General features: G+C 70.2%; 19 protein-coding genes. 5 read left to right on the forward strand and 14 right to left on the reverse strand.

All coding sequences use genetic code 11. The annotated features are described in order from the left end of the window. Positions 1-22: 22 nt before the first annotated feature. Positions 23-583, reverse strand: coding sequence for a hypothetical protein (locus GTZ93_RS29375; RefSeq protein WP_139917733.1), 561 nt, complete (start codon positions 581-583; stop codon positions 23-25). 144 nt (positions 584-727) lie between these two features. Between GTZ93_RS29375 and GTZ93_RS29380 the strand changes: the two genes are divergently transcribed. Further along, positions 728-2,284 carry a leucyl aminopeptidase gene (locus GTZ93_RS29380; RefSeq protein WP_139917732.1) on the forward strand — a complete coding sequence of 519 codons (1,557 nt, stop codon included), beginning with the start codon at positions 728-730 and terminating at the stop codon, positions 2,282-2,284. 11 nt (positions 2,285-2,295) lie between these two features. Here GTZ93_RS29380 and GTZ93_RS29385 read toward each other — a convergent pair whose 3' ends face one another. From GTZ93_RS29385 to GTZ93_RS29405, 5 genes are all read right to left on the reverse strand, one after another. Then, positions 2,296-3,639, reverse strand: a complete 1,344-nt coding sequence (locus GTZ93_RS29385) for a DUF2254 domain-containing protein (protein ID WP_161663141.1) — start codon at positions 3,637-3,639, stop codon at positions 2,296-2,298. A gap of 25 nt (positions 3,640-3,664) precedes the next feature. Continuing rightward, positions 3,665-5,152, reverse strand: a complete 1,488-nt coding sequence (locus GTZ93_RS29390) for an aspartate ammonia-lyase (RefSeq protein ID WP_139917728.1) — start codon at positions 5,150-5,152, stop codon at positions 3,665-3,667. A gap of 88 nt (positions 5,153-5,240) precedes the next feature. Beyond that, positions 5,241-7,115, reverse strand: coding sequence for a bifunctional metallophosphatase/5'-nucleotidase (locus GTZ93_RS29395; protein ID WP_261778899.1), 1,875 nt, complete (start codon positions 7,113-7,115; stop codon positions 5,241-5,243). Positions 7,116-7,184: 69 nt separating this feature from the next. Continuing rightward, positions 7,185-7,643: a MarR family winged helix-turn-helix transcriptional regulator gene (locus tag GTZ93_RS29400; protein ID WP_139917726.1), complete on the reverse strand. Its 459-nt coding sequence runs from the start codon at positions 7,641-7,643 to the stop codon at positions 7,185-7,187. Further along, positions 7,640-8,071, reverse strand: a complete 432-nt coding sequence (locus tag GTZ93_RS29405) for a hypothetical protein (RefSeq protein WP_139917724.1) — start codon at positions 8,069-8,071, stop codon at positions 7,640-7,642. The genes GTZ93_RS29400 and GTZ93_RS29405 overlap by 4 nt, the downstream gene beginning before the upstream one ends. Before the next feature lie 212 nt (positions 8,072-8,283). Here GTZ93_RS29405 and GTZ93_RS29410 point away from each other — a divergent pair, with 212 nt between their 5' ends. Further along, positions 8,284-9,708: an RtcB family protein gene (locus GTZ93_RS29410; protein ID WP_139917722.1), complete on the forward strand. Its 1,425-nt coding sequence runs from the start codon at positions 8,284-8,286 to the stop codon at positions 9,706-9,708. 44 nt (positions 9,709-9,752) lie between these two features. Here GTZ93_RS29410 and GTZ93_RS29415 read toward each other — a convergent pair whose 3' ends face one another. After that, complete coding sequence (locus GTZ93_RS29415; RefSeq protein WP_139917720.1) at positions 9,753-10,055, reverse strand: hypothetical protein; 303 nt, start codon at positions 10,053-10,055, stop codon at positions 9,753-9,755. A 241-nt stretch (positions 10,056-10,296) separates the two neighbouring features. Between GTZ93_RS29415 and GTZ93_RS29420 the strand changes: the two genes are divergently transcribed. Together GTZ93_RS29420 and GTZ93_RS29425 are read left to right on the forward strand one after the other, a co-directional pair. Beyond that, positions 10,297-10,893, forward strand: a complete 597-nt coding sequence (locus GTZ93_RS29420; protein WP_139917717.1) for a hypothetical protein — start codon at positions 10,297-10,299, stop codon at positions 10,891-10,893. Between the two features lie 105 nt (positions 10,894-10,998). After that, complete coding sequence (locus tag GTZ93_RS29425) at positions 10,999-11,505, forward strand: DUF1993 domain-containing protein (RefSeq protein ID WP_139917715.1); 507 nt, start codon at positions 10,999-11,001, stop codon at positions 11,503-11,505. Here GTZ93_RS29425 and GTZ93_RS29430 read toward each other — a convergent pair. Further along, positions 11,453-13,414, reverse strand: a complete 1,962-nt coding sequence (locus GTZ93_RS29430) for a 2,3-oxidosqualene cyclase (RefSeq protein WP_139917713.1) — start codon at positions 13,412-13,414, stop codon at positions 11,453-11,455. The two genes, GTZ93_RS29425 and GTZ93_RS29430, sit on opposite strands and share 53 nt — an antisense overlap. Continuing rightward, positions 13,414-14,460 carry a phytoene/squalene synthase family protein gene (locus tag GTZ93_RS29435; protein WP_139917711.1) on the reverse strand — a complete coding sequence of 349 codons (1,047 nt, stop codon included), beginning with the start codon at positions 14,458-14,460 and terminating at the stop codon, positions 13,414-13,416. The genes GTZ93_RS29430 and GTZ93_RS29435 overlap by 1 nt, the downstream gene beginning before the upstream one ends. An 86-nt stretch (positions 14,461-14,546) precedes the next feature. Between GTZ93_RS29435 and GTZ93_RS29440 the strand changes: the two genes are divergently transcribed. Further along, positions 14,547-15,956: an FAD-dependent oxidoreductase gene (locus GTZ93_RS29440; protein ID WP_139917710.1), complete on the forward strand. Its 1,410-nt coding sequence runs from the start codon at positions 14,547-14,549 to the stop codon at positions 15,954-15,956. Here GTZ93_RS29440 and GTZ93_RS29445 read toward each other — a convergent pair. The 5 genes from GTZ93_RS29445 to GTZ93_RS29465 all read right to left on the reverse strand — a co-directional run bounded on the left by GTZ93_RS29445 (position 15,896) and on the right by GTZ93_RS29465 (position 23,430). Then, on the reverse strand, positions 15,896-17,086 hold the full coding sequence (locus tag GTZ93_RS29445; protein WP_139917708.1) for a glycosyltransferase: 1,191 nt from the start codon (positions 17,084-17,086) through the stop codon (positions 15,896-15,898). The two genes, GTZ93_RS29440 and GTZ93_RS29445, sit on opposite strands and share 61 nt — an antisense overlap. Next, the gene (locus GTZ93_RS29450; protein ID WP_139917706.1) at positions 17,083-19,356 is read right to left on the reverse strand and encodes an MMPL family transporter; all 2,274 of its coding nucleotides are present in this window, start codon (positions 19,354-19,356) and stop codon (positions 17,083-17,085) included. Before GTZ93_RS29450 ends, GTZ93_RS29445 begins: the two co-directional genes overlap by 4 nt. A 105-nt stretch (positions 19,357-19,461) precedes the next feature. Further along, positions 19,462-20,862 carry a hypothetical protein gene (locus GTZ93_RS29455; protein WP_222595345.1) on the reverse strand — a complete coding sequence of 467 codons (1,401 nt, stop codon included), beginning with the start codon at positions 20,860-20,862 and terminating at the stop codon, positions 19,462-19,464. A 115-nt stretch (positions 20,863-20,977) separates the two neighbouring features. Continuing rightward, positions 20,978-21,937, reverse strand: a complete 960-nt coding sequence (locus GTZ93_RS29460) for a sigma-70 family RNA polymerase sigma factor (protein ID WP_139917739.1) — start codon at positions 21,935-21,937, stop codon at positions 20,978-20,980. A gap of 188 nt (positions 21,938-22,125) precedes the next feature. Beyond that, positions 22,126-23,430, reverse strand: a complete 1,305-nt coding sequence (locus GTZ93_RS29465; protein ID WP_161663143.1) for a phytoene desaturase family protein — start codon at positions 23,428-23,430, stop codon at positions 22,126-22,128. Positions 23,431-23,501: the final 71 nt, after the last annotated feature.

A 23,501-nucleotide genomic window follows, 5' to 3' on the forward strand; every position in this document is an offset into this window, starting at 1 on the left:
CGTCACCCGGGCGCCTTGCCCCTCAGCGCCGCGAGTCGCGCTGGGTCTGGGTCCGGCGGCCCCGGCCAGAGGCATGGGCCTTCCGCTTGAGGGCGGGAAAGCGCTCCTGCTTCAGGGCACCACCCCGCTTCTTGTTGGACGTCCGCTTCAGGGTGGCGGCCTTCGCGGTGCGGCCGGCGGCGCGCGTCCGGCGCGCGGGCTTTCGTCCTCCCGTGGCCGCGCGCGTCGTCCGCCGGGGGGCCGGACGGCTCGCGGCGCGGGCCCGGACCTGGGCCTTGCGCTCCAGCAGGGCGAGCCGCTTCTCGAAGCGCTCCAGGGTGAGGGCGAAGTACTCGGCCTTGCGGAGGGTGTTGCGGTTGCCCTCGGCGCGGCGGGAGCGGGAGGGCACCTCCTTGCGGAGTGCCTCCCTGCGCTGCCGCTGCGCCGCGTCCTGGTACTTCTCCATCAGGCGGCGCGCTCTCAGGATGCGGCCGCGCAGTTCCCGTGGTGAGAGCTCCGCCAGGTTGCGTGGGGCGCTGGACAGGACGAGCTGGGCTTCGCGTTCGGTGAGCAGTGACATCCGCTTCGACGGCAGTGTGCGCATGGGCTTCCTCCCTCAAGGGCTTGAGTGGCGGAACATCCACACCTTGCATCCGCCGGAAAACCGCTCCCAGAGGCAGGGGCGAGTGGGCTTCTGGATGTTGCACCCTCCTGGTTCAGTGCCCAGTTCCTCCATCAGGAGGCTTCCATGTTGACCTCGTTTCATTCACGCGCGCAGGCCGAGTTCCACCCCGCTCCCTCCATCGAATCCCTGGAGGAGACGAAGCTCGCCGTATCGACCACCCTCCCCACCGACGTCGGTTGTGTCGGCACGTTCGTGGGAGCGGACGAAGAGGTGAAGGCCCCCGGCCTCGACCGCGCGTTCCTGAAAGCGGCGGGCTTCGAGGGCAAGGCCGGTCAGACGCTGCTCATTCCCCGCTCGGGAGGCCCGCCCCTGGTCGCCGTCGGCCTGGGGGCGCGGGGACAGCTGGATGCAGGCAAGCTCCGGGATGCCGCCGCCGCGTTCGCGCGGGCCGTGGGCCAACAGAAGCGCGTGGCGCTCCAGGTCCCGGACACCGGGAGCGTCCCGGCGGACCTCGCCGCGCAGGCCCTGACCGAAGGCGTCCTGCTCGCCCGCTACCGCTACCGGCCCTACAAGCGGAACTCCGAACAGGAGCCGCCGCTCGAAGCCCTGACGCTCGTCCCGGGTTCGAAGAACACCGAGGAGGTCGAGCAGGGCATGGTGCGCGGAGGCATCCACGCCCGCGCCACGGCGTTCGCGCGCGACCTCGCCAATTCCCCCGCCACCCTGCTGACCGCCGCACGGCTGGCGAAGGTGGCCGAGTCCCTGGCCAAACGCTGCGGCCTGGAGGTCGAGGTCTTCGACGGTGAGGCATTGGCCGGGCTCGGCTGCGGCGGCCTGCTGGGCGTCAACGCCGGCAGCACGGAGCCGCCGCGGATGATCAAGCTGACGTACACGCCCAGGGGCAGCAAGGGCGAAGCCGTCCAGCCCCTGGGCCGCGTCTCACTGGTGGGCAAGGGCATCATGTTCGACTCGGGCGGCCTGGGTCTGAAGCCGAACGACCTGGTCCACGCCACGATGAAGGGCGACATGTCCGGCGCGGGCGCCATCCTCGCGGCGATGACGGCGCTGAAGCAGCTGGGCTGCAGGACGGCGGTGACGGCCTACCTGATGTGCACCGACAACATGCCCTCCGGCACCGCCATGAAGCTGGGGGACGTGCTGACGGTGCGCGGCGGCAAGACGGTGGAGGTCATCAACACCGACGCCGAGGGCCGCCTGGTGATGTCGGACGCGCTCGTCCTGGCCACCGAGCAATCGCCGAGGCCCGACGCCATCGTGGACATCGCCACGCTCACCGGCGCGTGTCAGCGCGCGCTGGGCGTCCTCACCGCGGGCGTCATGGGCAACGAACAGTCCCTGGTGGAGCAGGTGAAGGACTCGGGCGAGCGCACCGGCGACACCGTGTGGCAACTCCCGCTGGACCGGCGCCTGCGGCAGGAACTGGAGTCGGAGGTGGCGGACATGAAGAACGTGGGCGGCGACAACGCCGGGGCCATCACCGCGGGCCTCTTCCTGGAGGAGTTCGTGGACGGGCTGCCCTGGGCGCACATCGACATGGCGGGGACCGCGCGGGCCGAGCGCGACAACGCGTGGCGCAGCAAGGGCGCGACGGGCTACGGCACCCGCCTGCTCATCGACTTCCTCATGGGCTTCAAGCCCACCCGCGAAACCCGCCACTGAAAGCCAGCGCTTCAGTCTGGAAGCCAGTCCGCGCGTCCCTGCTCGACGCGCGTACGGCGCTCGCCCTGGAAGGAGGCCCGGACGCGCTCCGCCTGGGCGAGCAGGCGGTGGAAGCGGTCCTTCTCCGGGGAGTGATGGACGTCCGCGAGCACACGTGCGAGCAGCGCGTGCGCCGCGGCGCGGTCCTGTGCGTCGCGTGCGAGCAGGCCCACGGTGAGGGCAATCTGGAGCACCTCCTCCAGCACCTCCGGGTCGCCTCCCGCGTAATGGAGCGGGCCGTCCACGGCGAGGAAGAGGTAGTCGCGCAGCCGCATGGCCACCAGTGACACACGCGCCCTGCCATCCGGGTCGACGACGTTCCAGTCCCCCAGGGGCAGGCCCGCCAGCCGGCGCATCACCGAACGAATCTGATGGAGCGCCTGCCGTGCCGTGTACGGGTCGTTCGCGGACGAGGACAGGGCCCGGTTCGCGACGTCGACGAGGATGCGAAGCCCGAGCGCGGGGTCGCAGTCGGGCTCGCGCGCGGACTGGATGCGCAACGTGGCGGAGAGGCCGTGGAGCACGTGGGCCTCCACGGCGCCCCCTCCGTCCGCCACCACCCAGCCGACGACCTCCTCCTGGTCGATGTACTCGCCCACGGTGATGCAGATGCGGACCCGCACGCCCCAATCCCGGGCGAGCCGCGTGAGGTCCTGGAGGTCGACGTCCGCGAGGTAGCCCGACGAAGCAGCCAGGAGCGAGGTGGCATCCGCCGGCAACCGCAGGACCGCCGCGGGGTCCAGCGGAAGCCGCCTCAGCCGGGCCTGGATGCGGCGCTCCGTCGCGGTGACAATCAGGTCCTGCACCAGCCCCAGCACGCGCTCCACCCGCAGGAAGCGGAAGGTGCGGGCCAGGAAGACGACGAGCGCGCAGAGCGCCACCAGCACCAGGATGATGGCTCCCGACAGGACGGGCCGGGGCCTGATGCCGGCGTCCTCGATGACGCCCAGCTCCCGGATGGCCGTGAGGATGTAGCTGCTGGAGAGGACGAAGAAGGGAATGGCGCGGCGGAGCGGCGCGCTCTTCAGATAGATGGGGACCAGCCGTGGCGAGTACTGGCTCGCCGCGGTTTGGATGACCGGCGTGTTCAGGGACAGGACGATGGTGAGGACGGTGATCTGCAACCCGAGCAACGCTCCCAGCGCGCCCCGGGTGTCGTCGACGTCTCCGGGCCAGGCATGCCCGAACAGGGCCGGCGCGGTGTCCGTCTGCACGCGGGCCAGCGCGATGCCGAGCGCGCCCCCGACGACGACCAGCGCGCCCATGACCAGCCAGTAGGGCTGGCTTAGGAACCTGCGCAGGCGGCGGATGAACATGCGGACCTCGCGCGGAAGGGGCCTCTTAGTGCGTGCCCTCTTCGTCCCGGGCCTCCATCGCATGGCCCCGGGTCAACCGCTCCGGAGAGAGCAGCTCGGCCAGCTGCTCGCGCGTCAGCAGCCCGGCGGACACCACCAGGTCCGCGATGCTGGCGTTCGTGGCCAGGGCCTCCCTCGCCAGCCGTGCCGCGGGCGCGTAGCCGATGTGCGGCATGAGCGCGGTGATGACGCCCACGAAGGACTCCACCTGGCGCGCGAGCCGCTCCTTGTTGGCGGTGATGCCCCGCACGCAGTTCACGCGCAGCGTCGCCATGGCGGCGGTCATGTACTTGAGGTTTTCGAACAGCACGTGGGCCATGACCGGTCCGAAGGCGTTGAGCTGGAGCTGCCCCGCCTCCGCGGCCATGGTCAGCGTCACGTCTCCCCCGGCGACCACGAACGCCACTTCGTTCACGACCTCCGGAATCACCGGGTTCACCTTGCCCGGCATGATGCTGGAGCCCGCCTGCATGGGCGGGAGGTTGATTTCGTTGAAGCCCGCCTGAGGGCCGGAGCCGAGCAGTCGCAGGTCGTTGCAGATCTTCGACAGCTTCATCGCGGTGCGCTTGAGGGTGCCGGACACCTCCATGAAGACGCCCACGTCGGTGGTCGCTTCAATCAGGTCCGGCGCGGTGACGATGGGGCGCCCGGTGATGTCCGCCAGGTGCGCTCGCGCGGCCTCCGCGAAGCGCGGGTCCGCGGCGATGCCCGTCCCAATCGCCGTCGCCCCCAGGTTGATCTCCCCCAGGCGGCGGGTGACCTCCGTCAGGCTCGCGTGTTCCTCGGCCAGCGTGACGGCGAAGCCTTCGAACTCCTGCTGGAGCGTCATGGGCACGGCGTCCTGAAGCTGCGTCCGGCCAATCTTCACGATGCCCGCGAACTCCTGGCCCTTGTCGCGGAACGCCTGCTCCAGCAGGTGCAGCTGGGCCAGCAGTCGCTCGACGGACAACATCAACCCGACCTTGAGCGCCGTCGGGTAGGTGTCGTTCGTGCTCTGGCTCCGGTTCACGTGGTCATTCGGATCCAGGTGCGCGTAGTGGCCCTTGGGGTGGCCGGCCAGCTCCAGGCCGCGGTTGGCGATGACCTCGTTGAAGTTCATGTTCGTGGAGGTGCCGGCCCCGCCCTGCATGACGTCCACGACGAACTGCTCGTGCAGCCTGCCGGCCTTGATGTCCTCGCAGGCCTGGTCGATGAGCGAGGCCCGCGTCGCATCCAGCACGCCCAGCTCCGCGTTCGCGCGCGCGGCGGCCTGCTTCACGCAGGCGTAGCCGAAGAGCAGGTCGGGATAGACGGAGATGGGGCGCCCGCTGATGGCGAAGTTGTCCAGCGCGCGGCTGACGTTGATGCCCCAGTAGGCCTCCGCCGGGAGCCGGCGGGAGCCCAGGTCGTCGGTCTCGGTCCGGGGCGACGCGCCGTCCTGGTTCAGCGTGTGGATGCTCTTCTGGAACGTCTCTTCCGCGCGTGGGTCGGCCATCGCGGGCAACGTAGGAACGCGGGAGGCCCGGTGGGACGTGCCCTCCGGGGAAGAGGGCTGTCCACCGGGCGTCCCTCGGTTCCTTACGTCACTGCACGACGGGCGCGCACTTCGCCGGGCCGAGCGTGGCCTGGAAGTACTTCGCGTAGAGGTCCGGCGCGAGCGTGAAGTTGCAGGTGTTCACCGCGTCCGGCGACAGGTTCTGGTGCTCCTGCATGTAGCGCGCGACGTAGTCACGCACTCCGTCCGCGGAGGACCACAGCATGCGGCCTTCCTTGAACATGCTGTACCCGCCGCCGCCACCGCCGCGGTAGTTGTTGACGGCGATGCGGAAGACCTGGTCGTCCTTCACTTCCTCGCCCTTGAAGCGCAGGTGCGTGAGCCGGGAGCCCGCGGGCTTCGTCAGGTCGTAGCCGTACTCGATGTGCGAGTAGAGGTCCCAGTTGTAGTCCGCGACGACAGGCGTGGTGGCCTTGGCGTCCTCGGGCTTCGTGGGGAGGTTCGCCGCGTCCAGCTGCTTGAAGTACAGCGTGTTCATCTCCAGCGCGCGCCGGAGGATGGAGCCGTTGATCTCCATCACGTACAGCGTGTTGTCGTAGATGTAGACGCTGTAGGCGTCACGCAGGGTGACGTCCCCCGCCGGCAGCGCGACGTCGTTGGAGAACAGGGCGGTCGCGGACAGGTCCACGGGGAAGCCGGCCTCCGCCGCGGCCTCCTCCTGCACGATGTTGAGCAGGTCCGACAGGGCGCTGTCGACATAGCGGCCGGGGAAGCCGCCCGTGAAGGCCGCGGTGGTGCTGCCAATCTTCTGGTTCACGTAGGCCACCGTGGTGTCGTGGGCGGCCTGGGTGAGCTGCGTCACCGTGGCATCCACCGCCACCGTGTCATCCACCGCGTGGAGCTTCGAGTCGTGCGCGTCCACACCCCAGCGCTCGCCGTTCCAGGTGACGTTGAGCTGCACGTCCGCCAGGTGGCTGCCCCAGCGGTTGGGCTGCGTGAGGAGGACCTCGCGGCCATTCTCCTGCTTCAGCAGCATCTTCGGGATGGGCTGGTGGGTGTGGCCGGTGAGGAGCACGTCCACGTCCGCCACCTGCTGGGCAATCTGCACGGCCTGGTTCTCAGCGGTGAGGTTGCCGCGGTCGGTCCACTTCGTGGCGTCCGCGTAGTCCGCGAGCCACGACTCCGGGCTGGTCGCGCTGCCCGTCGGCTGCTTGTCCGGGCCGCCGTGGATGGCCACCACCACCACGTCCGCGCCGGCCTGCTTCATCTTCGGCACATACGTCTTCGCGGTCTCCAGCGGTTCATCGAAGCGCAGCCCGGCGATGTTGTCCTTGCGCTCCCACGTGGCCACGCCCGGCGTCACCAGGCCGAGGATGCCGACCTTCACGCCGCACACCGTGGTCATCACGTACGGGGTGAAGGCCTCGGAGCCGTCCGAGCTCTTGCGCACGTTGGCGCCGAGGAGGGGGAAGTTCGCCTCGCCCTTGAACTTGTTGAGGACGTCCTGGCCGTAGTTGAACTCATGGTTGCCCATGGCCATGGCGGCGTAGCCCAGCTCGTTCATGGCGGCGGCCATGGGGTGCTTGGGCGCGTTGTCCACCTGGGCGTAGTAGGTGCCGAGCGGCGAGCCCTGGATGGTGTCACCCGTGTCGACGAGCAGCGTGCAGTCCGGGTTCTTCGCTCGCTCCTGCTTGATGAGCGTGGCCACCTTGGCCAGGCCGCGCTTCGAGTCAGCCTTTCCGGAGAAGTAGTCCCACGGGAAGATGTTGGTGTGCAGGTCACTGGTCTGCAGCAGCGTCAGCGTGCGCGGCGACCGGTCCACCGGAGCCGGGTCGACGGGGGGATCATCGTTGGAATCACAGGCCGTCATCAGCGAGCTGGCGCCCACGAGACAGAACGTGCCGGTGCGCAGCGCGCGCATCAGGAAGGAGGAGCGATTCAAGAGGCCTCGACCTTGTGCCATGCCGGAAGGGAATCTTCCGGAGGGGCGCGCACCCTACAAGACCCCTCTGACGTTCTGGGAAATGATGGCTCAATCCCCGGACGCCGGCTCCAGGTTGTCCACCACCCGGCGCAGGAGCGACATGAACGTGGCGCGCTCGCGGTCGCTGAAGCCCGCGGTCGCCTGATCCGCGACCTCCTCCAGCTGCTCCTTCGCCTGGGGCAGGCGCTCCCGGGCCTTGGCCGAGAGCGATATCCGGGTCGCGCGCTTGTCGTCCGGGTGCGGCTGCCGCTGGATGAGCCCGTCGCGCTCCATGCGTGTGAGGAGCGCGGCCATGGTGGGTTGCTCGACGTGGGCGTACTCCGCGAGCTGCTTCTGTAAGAGTGGCCCGTGCTCCTCCAGCGCGATGACCACCGGCAGGTAGGCCATCCCGAACTCGAGCGGCCGCAACCGCTGCTCGAAGCGGCGCATCAGCAGCCGGGACGCATGGTTGATCCAGAAGGTCGGTACGGCTTCGGGGTCCCAGTGGGGGGCGGTCTTCGCGCTCATTGGAGGTTGCCCGAGGAGTCCTCCGACTCCTCCTCGGCGGTCGGGTAGGCGGAGACGGCCAGGGCGATTCCCTGGTCCGCGAACCACCGGACGTCGTCGGGCGGGAATTGGATGGAGCTGGTGAAGTGCCGCGAGGTGCCGACGAAGAGCCCGAAGTCCACGACGCAGGGGACGGCCAGCTGGCGCAGCTCCGCGAGCAGGGAGCCCAGCACCTCCAGTTGCCTGCGGGCGGCGGCGACGGGGCCGTGCAGCGTGCCTTCCCCGTCCTCCACCAGGGTGAGGTTGAAGCCCGAGGTGGAGTGCCGTCCCTGGCGCTGCAGCTGCTCGCCCTGGAGCCAGACGGCATCCGGGCGGCATTCCGGGAAGCGGTCCAGGACGGACGCCACATCGAACTCCGGGGCCTGGGCCCGTAGGACAGCCACCGTCATGACGCCGCTCCATTCCCCTGCTTCGACACGTCCATGGGCCCATCCTCGACTGGAGCGGATCTTTTCGCGAGCCCGTCAGGTGCGGTGTGTTGGATCGTCCAGGGGGTCGCGGACGCTCCGGCGTCCCGACCGCGGCTGCTGACCCGAGGTCTCGAATCCATCGCTCACGTCCCCCGGGCTGAAATCCGCCCGGGTCAGATTCCGAGAAGGTCATGCAGCCGAAACTGAACCGGCTCCTGCGGGCGCTTGCCCGCGAGGGGCTCGACGTTGCTTACGACGGTCGTGTCTACACGGTCCGCCTCCAGGCGGATCCCCATGCTCCCCCCGCGGAAGTCCTCCTTCCGCCGGACCTGCCGGTGGAGGGCAAGGCGCTCCAGCAGCTCGCGGCGCTCGCCGCGCTCCATCACCCCGACGGCGGCCGCGTGAAGCAGGTGCGCGCGACGCCGGACTTCCATCCGGGCGACTCCGGGGTGGCCATCGGGTCGGTGGTCCACACGGAGGGCCTGGTGGTCCCCGGCGCCGTGGGTACGGACATCAACTGCAGCATGCGCCTGCATGTCGCGGACATCCCCGTGGACGCCTTCCTCGCCCGCCGCGACGCCTTCGTCGAGCGGATGAAGGGGCACTACTTCTTCGGCACGCGGGACGTCGCCCAGGGCTCGCGCGCCCTGGAGGCGCTGCTGCGGGACGGCCTGCCCGGCTGGCTCCTGGAGACGGAAGGCCAGCCCCTGGGCATGGCGGCCCGGATGGAGCTGGGCCAGCTTCACCGTGAGTCCGACCGCGTCTATCTGGGCGGGGCGCTGGAGGGGGACCCGGCCTGGGCGCCCACCGGGCTGCGGCGGGAGGGCGTGGTGCGCGACCCGAGCCTCGCCACCATTGGCGGAGGCAACCACTTCGTGGAGGTGCAGCGGGTGGAGGCCGTGGTGGACCGCGCGCGGGCGTGGGCCTGGGGCGTGCGGGAGGGGCAGCTCGCGTTCATGGTGCACTCCGGTTCGCGGGACATGGGCAAGCACGTGGGGCGCACCTGGCAGGAGCGGGCGCGCGCCGCGTGGCCCACGGGAGCGCCGCACCCGGGGAGCGGCATCTTCCCGCTCGCGGATCCAACGAAGGTGCGCGAGTACCTGAAGGCGGAGGCCACGGCGGCCAACTACGCCTTCCTCAACCGGCTGCTGCTGGCGGAGCTGGTGCGGCAGACGCTGCGGGAGCTGTTCGGGGACGTGGAGGCGCCGCTCGTCTACGACGTGCCCCACAACATCACCCTGCCCTGGGAAGGCGGCTGGCTGGCGCGCAAGGGGGCCTGCCCTGCCGAGGAGGACCAGCCGGTCATCATCCCCGGCTCCATGGGCGCCACGTCCTACCTGATGAGGGGCCTGGGCAACGCGAAGGCCCTGGCGTCGGCCTCGCATGGGGCGGGGCGGGCGCACTCGCGCTTCTCCATGTCACGGGGAGGCGCGAAGCACCGGGAGGAGGATCTGGGCCTGACGGGGGTGGACTGCATCGCGCTCCGGGCCGAGCGCCGCATCGAGGAGGCCCCCGCTGCCTACAAGCCCATTGGCCCGGTGGTGGCCTCCCAGGTGGACGCCGACATCATCCGGGAGGTGGCCCGGCTGCGGCCCTTGATGACGTTCAAGGCATGAGCCGGGGCACGGGCCGTGGGCACCTCCGGGTGCTCCCGGCCCGGTTACCGCTTCAGCTTCCGCTCCTGCGCGATTCGCGAGAACTCCGCCTGGTGCTTCTCACAGAAGTGGGTGGACTTGAGGTCGATATGCTGGATGCGAACCGGTGCCCGGAGCACACACACAGGCTCCCGGCACGGAAAGCTCATCCCCAGCAGCTTGGCCACGCTGCTCGTGAGCTGATTGCGCAGGCGGAACCGCGCCAGTTCGAGCGCCTCTCCCTCCAGGTGGGTGTCCGGTGGCATGGGCGAACCGACGCCGCGCAGCGCTCCGTCCTTCACCTCCAGCCGCAGGACCTGATCCGTCACCGCGCTCCAATAGACGCCCGCGAGCGCCGGGGCACGACACCTTCATGCCCCGGGCCCCCCTTCCACGCCAGTAGCAGGCCCAGCCGTTCGACGGAGCCCCGGCTGGGATTCGGCAGACAGCTCACCCCTCCCAGAGGCCACTTCGTCCCACGCACGGAGCGGCCGACGTCAGGGGCATGTCTCCAGTCCGAGGACCTCGCTACTCCTGTCGGCGTCGTCCCACCACGAACAGGAGTCAGCCATGATGCGCCGTTTCGTTTCCTTCGCCCTGCCGGCGGCCGCGCTGTTGCTCGGAGCCTGCGGCGGCCCCGAAACCCTCGATGCGCCGGAGGTCCCGGCGGAGAGCTCCGTGGCCACGGCGAAGCAGGGCCTGTCCAGCGTCACCATCAACGACTTCCCGCTGGCCTTCTACGTCCCGCCCAAGACGCCAGGGGGTGACGCGGACTTCGCGGGTCACGGGCCGAGGATGGCCCTCAACTTCGAGTACGAGGTGCGCAACTCCAACGAGCTGTGGATCGGCATGTTCATCTGGGGCGACGAGGTGAGCGGAAACACCCATGTCGCGGGGTACCAGTGGCACCACATCGCCACCACCGCGACGCCCATCGTGAGTGTCTCGCCGTCTCCGGTGTCCGTCGCGGACTTCTACATCGGGGCCGAATTCACCTTCTCGTACACGGACACGGGGCACGCGGTGGACGTCTTCGGCTTCCCGCAGCTGCCCTCGAACACGCGCATCGTGCAGAGCATCACGTGCGTGGGCGACACGTCCGGCGACGAGGCGGGCACGAAGACGGGCTGCTCCGCCGTCTTGCATGACCTGACCATCAACTTCTGACGCCACGCGTGAACGCGGCATGACGCGGGGCGTCCGGATTCAAAGGGCCGGACGCCCTCGCGATTGGCTCGCGCGCCAATGGCTGTCCCGTTAGCTTGCGCGCCCATGTACTTCGAGACCTTTTCGCAGATGAAGAAGCAGCTGGGGCAGTTGAGCAAGTGGTTGGAGACGGCCGAGGCCCACGCCAAGGCGAAGTCCTTCGACCCGAACCTCTACCTGAACTTCCGGCTGGCGCCGGACCAGCTCCCGTTCGTGCGGCAGGTGCAGATCGGCTGTGACGCCGTGAAGCTCGCGGCTTCGCGATTGTCAGGCAAGGCCGCGCCGTCCAACCCGGACACGGAGCAGACGCTGGAGGAGCTCAGCGCCCGCGTCCGCTCCACCATCGAGTACCTGGACACGTTCACGGGGAAGGACTTCGAGGGCGCCGCCAGTCGCGTCGTCACCCACCCCCGCTGGGAGGGCCAGGTGATGAGCGGCGCGGACTACTTCCTGGAGAACGCGGTCCCCAACTTCTTCTTCCACGTCACCCACGCGTACGCGCTCCTGCGTCACAACGGCGTCAACCTGGGCAAGATGGACTACCTGGGTTCGCAGAGCCTTCGCGCGCCTTGAAGTCCCCGGCCTGTCGCTCCGCGAGCGACAGCGCCCACAGCGGGAAGATGCGCAGGTAGGCGTCGTAGTGGATGGCGCAGGTGCGGCTGAAGACGCCGGCCAGGGGCTCTCGGGGCCACTGGCCGTCCGCCGCCTGCCTCTCGCGCAGCCATGCCACGCCCCGGCGCGTGGCCTCCGCGTTCGCTTCGCCGGCGGCCACCAGTGACAGCACGGCCCAGGACGTCGTCACCGCGTGGCCCGTGTGGCCCTCCACCCAGCGGCGCTCGCGGCAGGCCTGGATGGTTTCGCTCCAGGAGCCGTCCTCGCGCTGGTGGGCCTTCAGGAACGTGACGGCCTTGCGCAGGGCGGGGTCTCCGGTCCCCGCGCCCGAGGCCACCAGGCCGGTGACGCCGAACCACGTGCCATAGCTGAAGCACACGCCCCAGGAGCCCTCCCAACCGCCGTCCGGACGCTGCTGGCGTCGCAGGAAGTCCGCGCCCCGCGCTATGGACTGGCCCACCGGTGCGTGCGGCCATGCGCCGCGCCACGCCGCCAGCGCCTGGATGCAGGCGGATGTGCACTCCACGTAGCTGGGGTCCACCATGATGCCGGCGAAGACGTCCGAGGGATTGAACCGCTCCAGCCAGCGCGGTCCCCGCTGCCGCTCGTAGGTGGCCCAGCCGCCGTCCCGGTTCTGCAAGGACAGGATGAACGCCACGGCCTGCTCCAGGCGCTCGCGCGGCACGCGATTGAGCCCGAGCGGCTCCAACAACAGACACGCCTTCAACGCCTCCGCCGTGCAATCGCTGATGGGCCAGCCGTGCGCACGCGTGCTGAAGGGCCACCCTCCCCTGCTCGGATGCCGGTGGTGGCGCTCGGCGTCTGGCGAATCCTCCAGCACCTGCTGCGCCTCCAGGAAGCGACCCGCGCGCTCCAGCGTGTCCCGCGCCCAGACGGACTCTCCGGAGGCCACCAGCGCCTGCACCGCGAAGGCGGTGTCCCAGAGCTGGGAGGAATTGTAGCCGTTGACCGTGATGCCCTTCCGCGTCCGCTGGAGGTAGTCCGGCATGCGCTCCAGGTGGGCCCGCACCTCCGGACCGTCCGGCCGCGCCACGTGACACACCACCATGTCGAGCACCTTGCTGATGGGCCCGATGCAGACGAAGTGCGTCGCCGCGTCCTCGCCGTGAATCAACGCCAGGGACTCCTCCAGCGCGCGTTCCCGCAGCCGCTTCGGATGGAACCGCTCATACAAACCCAGCACGCGGTGCACGGCGCGCAATCCCAGACCGTGGGGGCTGTAGGCGTCCGTGCGGGCCACGCGTCCGCGCGCCGCCTTCCAGTCCACGTCCGCGTAGCGTTGGGGGTACAGCTCGCGCCGAAGCTCGGCCAACAGCGGTGTCTCCGTGGCGCGGACCCGGCGGCCATAGAGCCAGCCCATGGGCAGGTACACCATGCGGCAGTGGCACCAGAGCCGGGAGGGATGGAATGGCAGCCCTCGCGGCAACAGCCAGAGCTCCGGAGGCACGGGCGCGAGGCCCTCGTATTCGTAGAGCCCCAGCAGGGCGAGGACGAACTTCCCCCAGGACGCACTGCCCAGCGGGCCTCCATGGGGAAGGAACCACGCCCTCGCGCGGACGAGCCCCGGGTCGTCCGCGCCAACGCCCAGCAGCCGCTGCGCGACGTAGTTGAGCACCGACGTGAAGACGAGGCTGGGCGACTCCACGTCCAGCCCCCAGCCTCCATCCGGGTTCTGGTGCGCACGCATGTAGGCGACCATCCCGTCGCGGACGGACGCCTCCGGCGTGCGCCCCATCACGTACAGCCCGGCCACGAACACCGGGCCCAGGAACAGCGGACCGCTGTAGTCCCCCATCCAGGAGCCGTCCGCGGCCTGTGTCCCGGCCAGCATGTCGCGCGCCCGCCGCATCAACTCCAGGCCTCCTCACCGCTCCGGGATGCCCGCGAGCAGCTGGCGTAGAGCGCCCGCAGCGCTTCATCCGAGTCCACCCGCTCCTGAGTGAGCCGCATCAGCGTCGCCACCGTCTCCCGGGGAATCTTCACGGGCTCGGGTTCGAACACCGCCGGGTTGCCATCCACCGCGTCGAGCGTCGCGGCCGCGAAGAAGAGCGGGTAGAGACAGAACAGCCGCAGACCGGGCTCCTCCACGGGCAGCGCCAGCGAGTACTCGAGCGCGACGTCCAGCTCCCCGCGCGCCACCGCCACCAGCTCATCCATCAGCGCCACGGCGTTCGCACGGAGCGAAGGCAGGGCCAGCGTGGAGGACGTGAGGCCGTGCGCGGCCATGCGGTCCCTGGGCAGCCAGCAGCTGCCGCGGTCCAGGTCCTCGCGCACGTCCTTGAGGATGTTGGTGAGCTGCAGGGCCCGGCCAAAGGCAGGCGCCCGCGTCATGAGCCGCTGCTCACGCCAGGCGACCCGGGGTGAGCTGGCGACGAAGAGGCCGGTCAACATCTCGCCGACAACACCCGCTACGTAATAGCAATACATGAACGTCGCCTGGAGGTCGGGCAGCCCCATGACCTGCCCGCTTCCTCCATGCATCCGCTGTATCTGGTTCATGCCGCCGGTCATCGTGCGCACGCATCGCGCGATGGGCGGGTGGACCCAGGAGGGAAGCGAGGCCAGGGTTTCGAGCACGGTCGATGTCTCTGAAACCAGCTCGGCCTCCGCTGGTGGCACCTCGTCCCGAAGGGCCCGCCGAGCCCTTCGCGCGAAGGAGCGGGCACGGGCCTCCCAGCCCGGCTCCAGCGACACCAGGGCCCCCAGTTCGTCGAGCAAGGCACCGTGAAGTGCCCCGGGGGACTCGTCCTCCAGGGTGTCCGCGATGCGGCACAGGAGGTAGGCCACCGTCACCGCCAGGTCCAGGGGCTCCGGCAACAACGGGATGTTGAGCGCGAAGGTCCGGGAAACCCTGGGCAATTGTGTGCGACAGAATGATGCAACCTGCACTTTCATGCCTGCCTCCTTCGCGTGCGGCGCCGCGCCTCAATGGATAAGTCGTCAATGCCAGACATGGTGTCTGCGAACCGAGCGGGGGCGACGTGGGGGACACCGAGGTGGTGATATCCGGGGGCGGGCCGGCGGGCTGCGCGGTGGCGGCGGCCCTCTCCGACCTGGGATGGTCCGTCCTGCTGCTGGACGCGGGCGTGGACCGGCACAAGCAGCTCGCGGGCGAACTGCTCCACCCTCCCGGGGTGCGGGACTTGCGCGCGCTGGGCTTCGGGGACGTCGTGGATGGCTGGGCGGCCCATCCCGTGAAGGGCTTCGCGGTGCGCTTCCATGCCCCCGAACGCACGCTCGTCCTGCCCTACGGTCGCGGTGTCACGGGTCTGTCGCTCGAACACGCCGCCCTCACCCTGCCCCTGCTGGAGTCGGTGTCGCGGCGGCGCGGCGTCACCCTGCACACCCGGGCCCGCGTGACGGCCGTGGAGCACAACTGCGAGCGCGGCGTGCGCCTGCGCTATTCGCACGCGGGCACCGAACACACCGTGCACGCCCGGCTGCTGGTGGCCGCGGACGGACGCGCGTCGCCCGTGCGGCGGATGCTGGGCATCGCCGAGCACCACCAGCGCCTCTCCACCATGCTGGGTGTGACCGTGGACAGCGCCTGCCTCACGCACCCGGAACATGGCCACCAGTTCGTGGGCGGCGCCGTGCACGCGCTGGCCTACACCATCCAGCCCGGCGTGGCGCGCGTGATGGTGGACCTGCCCCTGGGCAGCACGGCCCAGACGCTGAAGGAACAACCGGAGTTGCTGCTCGCCCTGCCCTCGAGGCTGAGAGAGGCGGTCTTGCAGGCGCTGGAGCAGCGGCCCGCGGTGCGAATGGCCTCCAACGACGACTGGCTGGCGGAGACCGTCTGGATGGGGAGCGCCGTGCTCGTGGGCGACGCCGCCGCGTGCTGCCACCCGCTCACGGCCAGCGGCATGGCGTCGTGCTTCCACGATGCCCGCGCCCTCCAGGAGTCGCTGGACCGCTATCCGGACCACGTCGCCCGCGCGCTGGAGCACTACGCGCACGCACGGCGGCCCGCGCAGCGCACCCGCGTCGCGCTCGCCTCCGCGCTCTACAGCGCCTTCGCCAGGCAGGACGAAGGCATGCACGCGCTGCGCATGGGCCTGCTGCACTACTGGGAGCACAGCCCCGGCGGCGCGCGCGCCTCCATGGCCCTGCTGTCTTCCGAGGAGCCCCGCATGCGCGTGATGGCCCGCGAGTACCTGCGCGTCGTCGCCCATGCCTTCGCCGCGATGCTCTCCTCGAATGGAACGGGAGGCAGCCTGCGGTCCGCCGCACCGCTGTTGCGCTCGGCCGGGCCACCCTTGCGAGGCACCATGGCGAGCGCGGTGGAACAGATGGGGAGCTGGCTGCATCGTCGCGTCCGCCGTCCCGTCTACACGCTGGCCCGGGCGGGCTGGGCTTCACCCAGGCGCGCCTTCGCATCCAACCGGTAGCCCCGGCCGCGCCAGTCCACTTCGCGAGACAGCCGCGCGGACAGCGCCACACCGGCACCCAGCAGCGGAAGGACAGCCGGCACCCAGTAGTGCCGGGGCGCGACCTCCGGCCCGTGACAGGCCCGCTGGAGCCGCAGCTGGCTCCACACGGAGAAGCCGATGGGCAGTGCCGACAGGAGCGCCGGGCCCCAGGCCCTTCGCGCCACCGCCGTCGCCAGCGCGCCCCATGACAGCCAGCTCACCGCGCCACGCACCCAGTGGGGCCGCGCGAAGGACCCGGGGATGCCTGCCTCCGAGAAGAGGATCCACCGCCGGAAGATGCGCAGGAAGGCGCCCAGCCCCAGGCGCCCCGTGACGACGCGCAGGGGCGCGTGGACGACGCGGTTCTTCCACCCGGCCTCGTGCAGCCGGCGTCCCAGGTACATGTCATCCACGAACTGCCCGGCGGCGCAGCCCACGCCCCCGATGGCCTCCAGCGCCTGGCGCCGGAACACCATCAACTGCCCCATGATGAACGGCAGCGCGCCATCCGGCGCCGCGGTGCACGCGACCGATGCGCCGTACCACGCGTTCACCAGCAGCCCGTAGCCCACGTCGCCCGCCAGGGGCGCGTCCGCCGCCGCGTAGATGGGCGCGAACGTGGCGCCCGTCCCGCCATCCTCCAGCAGCGCTCCCACCAGCGCCGTGAGTACATCCGGTGAGGGCCTCGTGTCCGAATCGCTGAAGGCCAGCAACTGACACCGCGAGCAGGCCACGCCCACCTGCATCGCGTTGAGCTTGCCCGTCATCCCCGCTGGTGGCTCGCCCGCGACAATCAACTCCACCCGCTTCGCGCGCGTCGGTCGGGTGACCACCTCTTCACGAGTGGGGAGGAACGCCGGGTCGTCCTCGCTGTCGAAGACGAAGAGCACCTCCCATTCGCCGGGATAGTCCAGGTCCAGCAGCGCGCGCACGTTCTCGCGCGCGTCCACGTCCAGGCCCCGGATGGGCCGGATGACCGTCACCGAGGGTGGCTCGAAGCGTCTCATGGGCGGAGCCTGACGCCGCCGCAAGCCGGCCATCAGCTCGCGGTGTCCGTGCACGAGCACGCCCAGCGCCGCCGCCGTCCATGCGAGGTTCCGCGCGTTCATGGCCGCACCTCCGTCCCTTGCGCCCGAGTGTGCGAGCGTCTCCAGTGCCCGGGCCCCCACCAGTTGAAGTCCCCCATCAAGCGCATCATCGCGGGGACGATGAGCACCCGGACCAGCGTCGCATCCAGTGCGACCGCGATGGCCATGCCCAACCCCATCGCCTTCACCACGACCACCGACGCCAGCGTGAAGGCTGCGAACACGGCCACCATGATGGCCGCCGCGCTGGTGATGAGGCCGCCGGTCCGCTCCAGTCCTTCAGCCACCGCGTGGGTGTTGTCGCCCGTGCGCAGATACTCCTCGCGGATGCGGCTGAGCAGCAGCACCTCGTAGTCCATGGACAGGCCGAACAGCGCGCAGAACAAGAGGATGGGCAGCGACGGTTCGATGGGCCCGGGTTCGAAGCGCAGCAACCGGTGCAGGTGCCCCTCCTGGAAGATCCACACCAGGGCGCCGAACGAACCGGCCAGCGACAGCAGGTTCATCAGGAGCGCCTTCAAGGGCAGCACCACGGAGCGCAGGAGCACGAAGAGGACGATGCACGTCATCCCCATCACGAACCCCACCGCCGCGGGCGTGTGGTGCTTCACGAAGGCCGCCGCGTCCACGTCCGTCGCGGTCTGCCCTCCCACCAGCCACTGGCCGTCGCCCACCGTGCGCTCCTCGCGCAGCGCACGCACCAGGTTGCGCGCCTCCAGGCTGCTGGGCGCCGAGGACGTCAGCACCTGCATCACCGCCACGTTGCCGGTGACGTACGCGGCCCGCGCGGCCTGGAGCTCCGGTGGGAGCATTTGGGGTGGAGCAGCGGCCATGCGTAGGACGGTCGCCCGGTCCATGCCGGGGCCCAGGTCCACCGCGCTCTCCACACCGACCACGCCGGGCATCGAAGCCACCCGGCGGCTGGCGTCGTAGAGGGCGCCCGCGCGCTCCGGCGTGAGGGGATTGCCGCTTGGAAACTCCACCGCCACCAGGACGCGGGTGGCGGCCTCGCGGGGGAACAGGCGGGCCAGGGTCTCCGCGCCCTGGCGTGCTTCGGTGCGCTCGGGCAGCGCGGTGATGTCCGTGGCCGCCAGTTGCAGCCGGCGGAACGGCAGACCCATGGCCAAAAGGAGAGTCAGCGTAGGCAACAGCACCCACCAGGGATGCCGCATCACCCAGGTGGCCAGCGCGTGCCAGGCGCCGCCACGGCCCTCCTTCCGCGCGAAGGGCAACCGTCCCCGGTCCACCCGAGGCCCCAGCCAGGCGAGGAGCGCGGGCAGCACGGTGAGCGCGAAGAGGACCGCGAAGGCCACCACCAGGGCCCCGCCCAGTCCCATGGCGCTCAGGTACGAGCCTCGGAAGAAGAGCAGGCCTCCCAACCCCACCGTGACGGCCAGCCCCGAGAACGCGACCGCCCGCCCCGCGGTGTCCAGCGTGCGCGTCAGTGCGTGCTCCGTGCTGAGGCCCAGCGCGAGCTCGGAGCGGAAGCGGCTCACGATGAAGAGCGAGTAGTCGATGGCCACGCCCAGGCCGATGAGCGACACCACGTTGAGCGTGTACTGGGCCATGTTCGTGGCGTGCGACAGCAGCATCACGCCCGCCACGCCGCAGAGCACCGCCAGGCCGCCCACCACCAACGGCAGCATCGCCGCCACCACCGTCCGGAACACCCAGAGCAGGACCACCAGCGCCAGCGGGAATGACAGCAACTCCGCGCGCAGCAGGTCGTGTTCCAGCAATTCATTGAGCGCGGCCAGGAAGGCCACCTTGCCGGTGAGCGTCGTCCGGAGGTTCGGGTCCTCCAGCGCCGCGCGCACGGCGGGGAACGCGGCGGTGGCCTCGCGCTCGCCGCCCTTGAGCCGCACCAGCGCCAGCAGGTCGTGACCCGTCCTCGCCACGAAGCGGGCGCGGAAGGCCTCGGGTGCACCGATGGGCGACACCACCGACGCGACCTCCGGCAGCCGCTCCACACGCGACAGCACGGACGTCACCGCCTGTGCGAAGCGCGGCTCGTCCGTGGTCCATTCGTCGTGATGGAAGATGACCGCCAGGGTCTGATCATTCGACCCCGCGGCGGCACCGCGCGCGAGTGCTTCGGCCTTCGCGGATTCAATGCCCTCGATGGTGCCGGTGGTGAGGTGCCCGCCGCGGAGCAGTGCCCACACCGCCGCGGCGAGGAGCACCAGCGTGCCCACCAGCACCCGGCCCCGGTGCCGGAACACGCCTACCGCCAGCCGGGCGAACAGCGATGGCTCGCCCCCCGCCGGTGAGTCATCCCCCCGTCCCGCCATGCACGTCCCCTCGTTCGCACGCCCGCCCGTCACCAGGGAACTGGTGACGGAGGGAGCGCTTGGACAGGGGCTTCACCCTTGGGGGCAATCCGGAGGTGGACCGGCCTACTGGAAGGTCACCTTGCCGTCCCGCTGGTAGCAGACATGCGGCACGCCATCCGTGGGACGGATCGCCACGCTCGGACGGCTGCTGTCCTGCACCGTCCCGAGCTGCGTATAGGTCCAGAAGCCCTGCGCGTTCGTCGTGCCAAGCGACAGCGACGTCCCGTTGCGCAGGGCGACGACCGGCTTGCCTCCGCCGTAGGCCAGGTCCGACGCGCCATACCTGTAATCCACCGCCGAAACCTTCCGGGTGCTGGCCGAAGCGGGCGTCCCGACCGTGATGTCCTCGATGGCGGCCCATTCGCCTTCGTTGATGCTGTTCGCGAGCGCCAGGAAGTGCTGGTCCGGTCCCCAGGCCGTTGAGAGCCAGGGGGTGAGGACGCCGATGGTCTTCAGAGGGAAGGATTCCACGGCCGAGCCCCGGAGGACCCGCAGGGACTGGGCCGCGCTGCTCGTCGACGTGGGCTGGTACGTAATGAAATGCAGCGCGCCGGTCGAGTCAAAGAGGGCGTCGCTCGTGAGGACCTGATTGGTGACGGAGAACGGCACGGTGGACCAGGTGTTGGCCGCCGTCCGGGTCGAGATCCGCACGTTTCCCGACGCGTTGGTGCCGAAGACGATGACCGGCTGTTGGGCCTGCGCCGGGTTGAGCGCGATGGTCATGCGGCCCATGGGCGTGGAGTCCACGTCCTCGCGGATCCAGGCGCCATTGATTCGCGTGGCGTAGGCCATTCGCAGCGACGCGCTCGTGATGATGCCGGCTCCCTTGGAATAGGCGACGTGCGGCGTGCCGGTCGCCGGGTCGACGACGAGCGCGCCCTTCAGGATGAATTCGCCACCGTTGTTGAAACCGGGTCCGTCAATCTGTTCCGTCTGCCAGGCCGTGCCGTCCCAGCGGCCGTACCACAGGCTGTTGTGGGTCCCGTTCGTGTAGACGACGTGGCCATTGCCCATGCTGTCGAACGCGAGGTCGCAAAGCTCGCCCGTGACATCCGGGCCCGGGTCGATGGCGTTGCTGGTGGCGAGCGGCGCGGCCATGACGTTGAAGTGGAACGCGCCCTCCGCTGTCTTTCCGGATTCCGTCTCGATGGAGACGGTCAGGGACGCCGTCCCCGCCGAAGGCAGCGTCCAGGTGACCCGCTCCTGGGAGGGCTCGATCGTTCCCGCGTCGGCGCTCCAGCGCACGGACTTGATGACTTCGCCCGAGGCGACGACCCGGAAGCGCTCCGCCGTGCTTTCGACGTAGGGGCCCGCGCCGTCCTCCCGCTCAATCAACAGCGCAACGCTTTCAGTCCCTCGGGATTGGATGACCTCCACGGGGCGGGGCTCACGGCCGCAACCGGCGAGCAACGTCAGACCACCCAACATCAATATCCCTGGGGCCCACATCTTCCGCATCGACATTCGAGTTCCTCTCAGATGGATGTGGCGAGCACAGCTCGCCTCTCTCGGGGGAGGCCGCTCAAACGGATGCGCTTTCCTAAAGATTTATCAGAACCATTTTTTCAGGAAGTCCGTGTCAATCCGACACAGGCATACGCACGCCCGTGAGCTTCCGGTCCACCAACACGGAATGCAGCGCATGGATGCGTCCGCTGGAGTCCAGGTCCACGCGAAGCACCATGCGCAGGGCCAGCATCGGATCCGCCCCCGGATGGAAAACCGCCACCACGGCGGGCAGGCCATTGAACATCCGCGCCTCCCACGCCACGGGAGGCCCCCGCATCTCCATCAGCCGGCGCATGAAGAGGACGACGCGCTGGGGGCTCACGATGGGCACCAGGGCCGCGCGCACCTTTCCGCCACCATCCGACAGTGCGCGCACATCCGAAGCCAGCAGCGCCTCCGCGGCGGCCACGTCTCCCGTTACCAAGGCGCCCAGGAAGGCCTCCAGCGAAGCCCGCGTGCGGGCCTGCACGTCGCGCGTGGGCACACAACGTGACTGGTCATACTCGGCCATGGCCGCCCGCGCGCGGTGGTGCACCACCTTCACGTTCGCTTCGCTCATGCGCAGCGCCTCGGCCACTTCCAGCACCGAGTAATCAAAGACGTCGCGCAGCAGCAGCACCGCCCGCTGCTTGGGCGACAGGACTTCCAACGCCAGGAGGAAGGCGAAGGAGACGCTCTCCAGCAACTCATAGCGTCCCTCCGTCGAGCCGCCGCCCGGGAGCCTCGCCTCCACCGAGGGAGGGACCTCCTCATCGCCTGTCTCCAAGGGCGAAGGCAGCCAGGGACCGACGTAACCCTCGCGACGGCGGCGGCGCAGGTGGTCTCGCGCCAGGTTCACCGCGACGCGGGTCAACCAGGGGCGCAGCGTGTCCAGCCGCTCCGGAGGTGTCGCGAGCGCGCGCGCATAGACGTCCTGCACCAGGTCGTCCGCGTCCGCCGCCACGCCGGTCATCCGGTAGCAGAGCCCCCAGAGGAAGCTCTCGTGCTCGCGTGCGGCCTGTCCCAGTGCTCCTCGCGCCTGTGAATCCATCCCGTTCAAGCCCTCACATTCCAACAATCCAAGAGCATCACCGGAACGCCGCGATGCCGGGTACCCCAAGCTCCCGAATCTCCACGCCGAGCCCCTCCGGGACCGGACCGGACAAAACCTGTCCGACTGTCCGACAAGTTTTTGCGCGGCGCCGCCGGGAGGGGCCCCTGCCTGTACGCCCATCCGCCTCAAGTTCCCGCTGCACGGCGCTGGGACGTCGCGGTGCGTCGCACCAGGGCTTGCTCCACGGCTTCGGCGCTCGCCAGGGATGCGTCCGCGAGCATGCCCTCCGCGCCCACCCAGTCGCCCACGCGGAACAGGCCGCCCACGTGCGGCACCTCCACGGAGGGGCGGCCGGTCAGCCCACCATTCGCGGCACGGGGCAGCCCGGCGCTGACGGTGAGCGAGGGCCGGTAGCGCCGCGCCACCACCTTCGCGCGCCATCCCGGCTGGAGCGCGTCCATCACGGCTTCCAGTGCCGCCTCGCTCGCCTCCGTGTCCGCGCCGCCCAGGTACTTCGCCACGTGCACCATCGCGCCCCCTTCCGGCGCCAGCTTCGCGGACGCCGAATGCACCGACGCGTACCAGGGCCCATCCAGCCCCAGCGCGAACAACGCATCCGGCCTCGGCAGTGCCGACAGTCCCAGTTCCAGCGTCGCCGCCTGGATGGGCACAGCCTCTCGCGCCTCCCGCGCGAGCGCCTCGTCTCCCGGCATGAGCGCCGCCACGTCCGCGGGGCTCCCCGCCATCACCACCGCGTCCGCGCGGTGCACCGTGCCGTCCGCGAGCCGCACGCCTTCGACCCGCTGGCCCCCTTCCTGAAGGACGACGGCCTCCACTCGCGCGGACAGCTCCAGCCGGGCACCCGCCTCGCGTCCCAGCCCCTCCACCGCGTCCACCAGGGTGCTCCAGCCTCCATCCACGTACAGCACGTTGGCGGCGGTCGCGCACTGGAGCTGCTTCAGCCCCGCCTCCGCGCTGAGCGCTTCGAAGTCCGCGCAGTACGAGGACACGCGGATCAGCGCCCCGACGAGCGCCCGGCTGTCCTTTCGCGTCAGGCGCGTCTCCAACAACTCCCGCATCGACATGGACCCCAACGGCTGCGTGTCGATGCGAGCGAGCCCCGCCAGCAGCCTCGCCACCTCCAGCTTCGAGGCGAGCGACAGCACGTCCGTCGTCATCAGCGTCACGGCGCCCCGGGGCAGCGTGTGCAACCGGCCGCCGACCAGCGCATGGGAGCCCGTCTGATTCGGAATGCCTCCCGTGGGCTTCACGCCCAGGCGCTCCAGCACCCGAAACGCCGCGCCCGCCCGGTACAGGGCATGCGGCCCCAGGTTGAAGCGGAAGCCCTCCACTTCCGTCGTCCGCGCCCGCCCTCCCAGGTGCTTGGAGCGCTCGTAGACCGTCACCTCGCAGCCGCCTCGCGCGAGCAGCGCCGCCGCCGTGAGCCCGCCCAGTCCCCCGCCCACCACGGCCACCTTCGTCGCCTGCATGTCCGTCCTCCGTCCCGGCGCCCGGCGCATTCCGGGCATCCCACGGCCACCACGAAGGAGGACGGAAAAAG

This window comes from Corallococcus exiguus (assembly GCF_009909105.1).
Taxonomy (GTDB): domain Bacteria; phylum Myxococcota; class Myxococcia; order Myxococcales; family Myxococcaceae; genus Corallococcus; species Corallococcus exiguus.

What these genes read in the sequence shown, in the direction of transcription:
- GTZ93_RS29385 (WP_161663141.1), bottom strand. Translation starts at nt 3,639, where the DNA reads ATGTTCATCCGCCGCCTGCGCAGGTTCCTAAGCCAGCCCTACTGGCTG.
- GTZ93_RS29425 (WP_139917715.1), top strand. Translation starts at nt 10,999, where the DNA reads ATGTACTTCGAGACCTTTTCGCAGATGAAGAAGCAGCTGGGGCAGTTG.
- GTZ93_RS29445 (WP_139917708.1), bottom strand. Translation starts at nt 17,086, where the DNA reads ATGAACGCGCGGAACCTCGCATGGACGGCGGCGGCGCTGGGCGTGCTC.
- GTZ93_RS29455 (WP_222595345.1), bottom strand. Translation starts at nt 20,862, where the DNA reads ATGTCGATGCGGAAGATGTGGGCCCCAGGGATATTGATGTTGGGTGGT.
- GTZ93_RS29400 (WP_139917726.1), bottom strand. Translation starts at nt 7,643, where the DNA reads ATGAGCGCGAAGACCGCCCCCCACTGGGACCCCGAAGCCGTACCGACC.
- GTZ93_RS29460 (WP_139917739.1), bottom strand. Translation starts at nt 21,937, where the DNA reads ATGGATTCACAGGCGCGAGGAGCACTGGGACAGGCCGCACGCGAGCAC.
- GTZ93_RS29410 (WP_139917722.1), top strand. Translation starts at nt 8,284, where the DNA reads ATGCAGCCGAAACTGAACCGGCTCCTGCGGGCGCTTGCCCGCGAGGGG.
- GTZ93_RS29450 (WP_139917706.1), bottom strand. Translation starts at nt 19,356, where the DNA reads ATGGCGGGACGGGGGGATGACTCACCGGCGGGGGGCGAGCCATCGCTG.
- GTZ93_RS29420 (WP_139917717.1), top strand. Translation starts at nt 10,297, where the DNA reads ATGATGCGCCGTTTCGTTTCCTTCGCCCTGCCGGCGGCCGCGCTGTTG.
- GTZ93_RS29390 (WP_139917728.1), bottom strand. Translation starts at nt 5,152, where the DNA reads ATGGCCGACCCACGCGCGGAAGAGACGTTCCAGAAGAGCATCCACACG.
- GTZ93_RS29435 (WP_139917711.1), bottom strand. Translation starts at nt 14,460, where the DNA reads ATGAAAGTGCAGGTTGCATCATTCTGTCGCACACAATTGCCCAGGGTT.
- GTZ93_RS29395 (WP_261778899.1), bottom strand. Translation starts at nt 7,115, where the DNA reads ATGGCACAAGGTCGAGGCCTCTTGAATCGCTCCTCCTTCCTGATGCGC.
- GTZ93_RS29430 (WP_139917713.1), bottom strand. Translation starts at nt 13,414, where the DNA reads ATGCGGCGGGCGCGCGACATGCTGGCCGGGACACAGGCCGCGGACGGC.
- GTZ93_RS29375 (WP_139917733.1), bottom strand. Translation starts at nt 583, where the DNA reads ATGCGCACACTGCCGTCGAAGCGGATGTCACTGCTCACCGAACGCGAA.
- GTZ93_RS29465 (WP_161663143.1), bottom strand. Translation starts at nt 23,430, where the DNA reads ATGCAGGCGACGAAGGTGGCCGTGGTGGGCGGGGGACTGGGCGGGCTC.
- GTZ93_RS29405 (WP_139917724.1), bottom strand. Translation starts at nt 8,071, where the DNA reads ATGACGGTGGCTGTCCTACGGGCCCAGGCCCCGGAGTTCGATGTGGCG.
- GTZ93_RS29380 (WP_139917732.1), top strand. Translation starts at nt 728, where the DNA reads ATGTTGACCTCGTTTCATTCACGCGCGCAGGCCGAGTTCCACCCCGCT.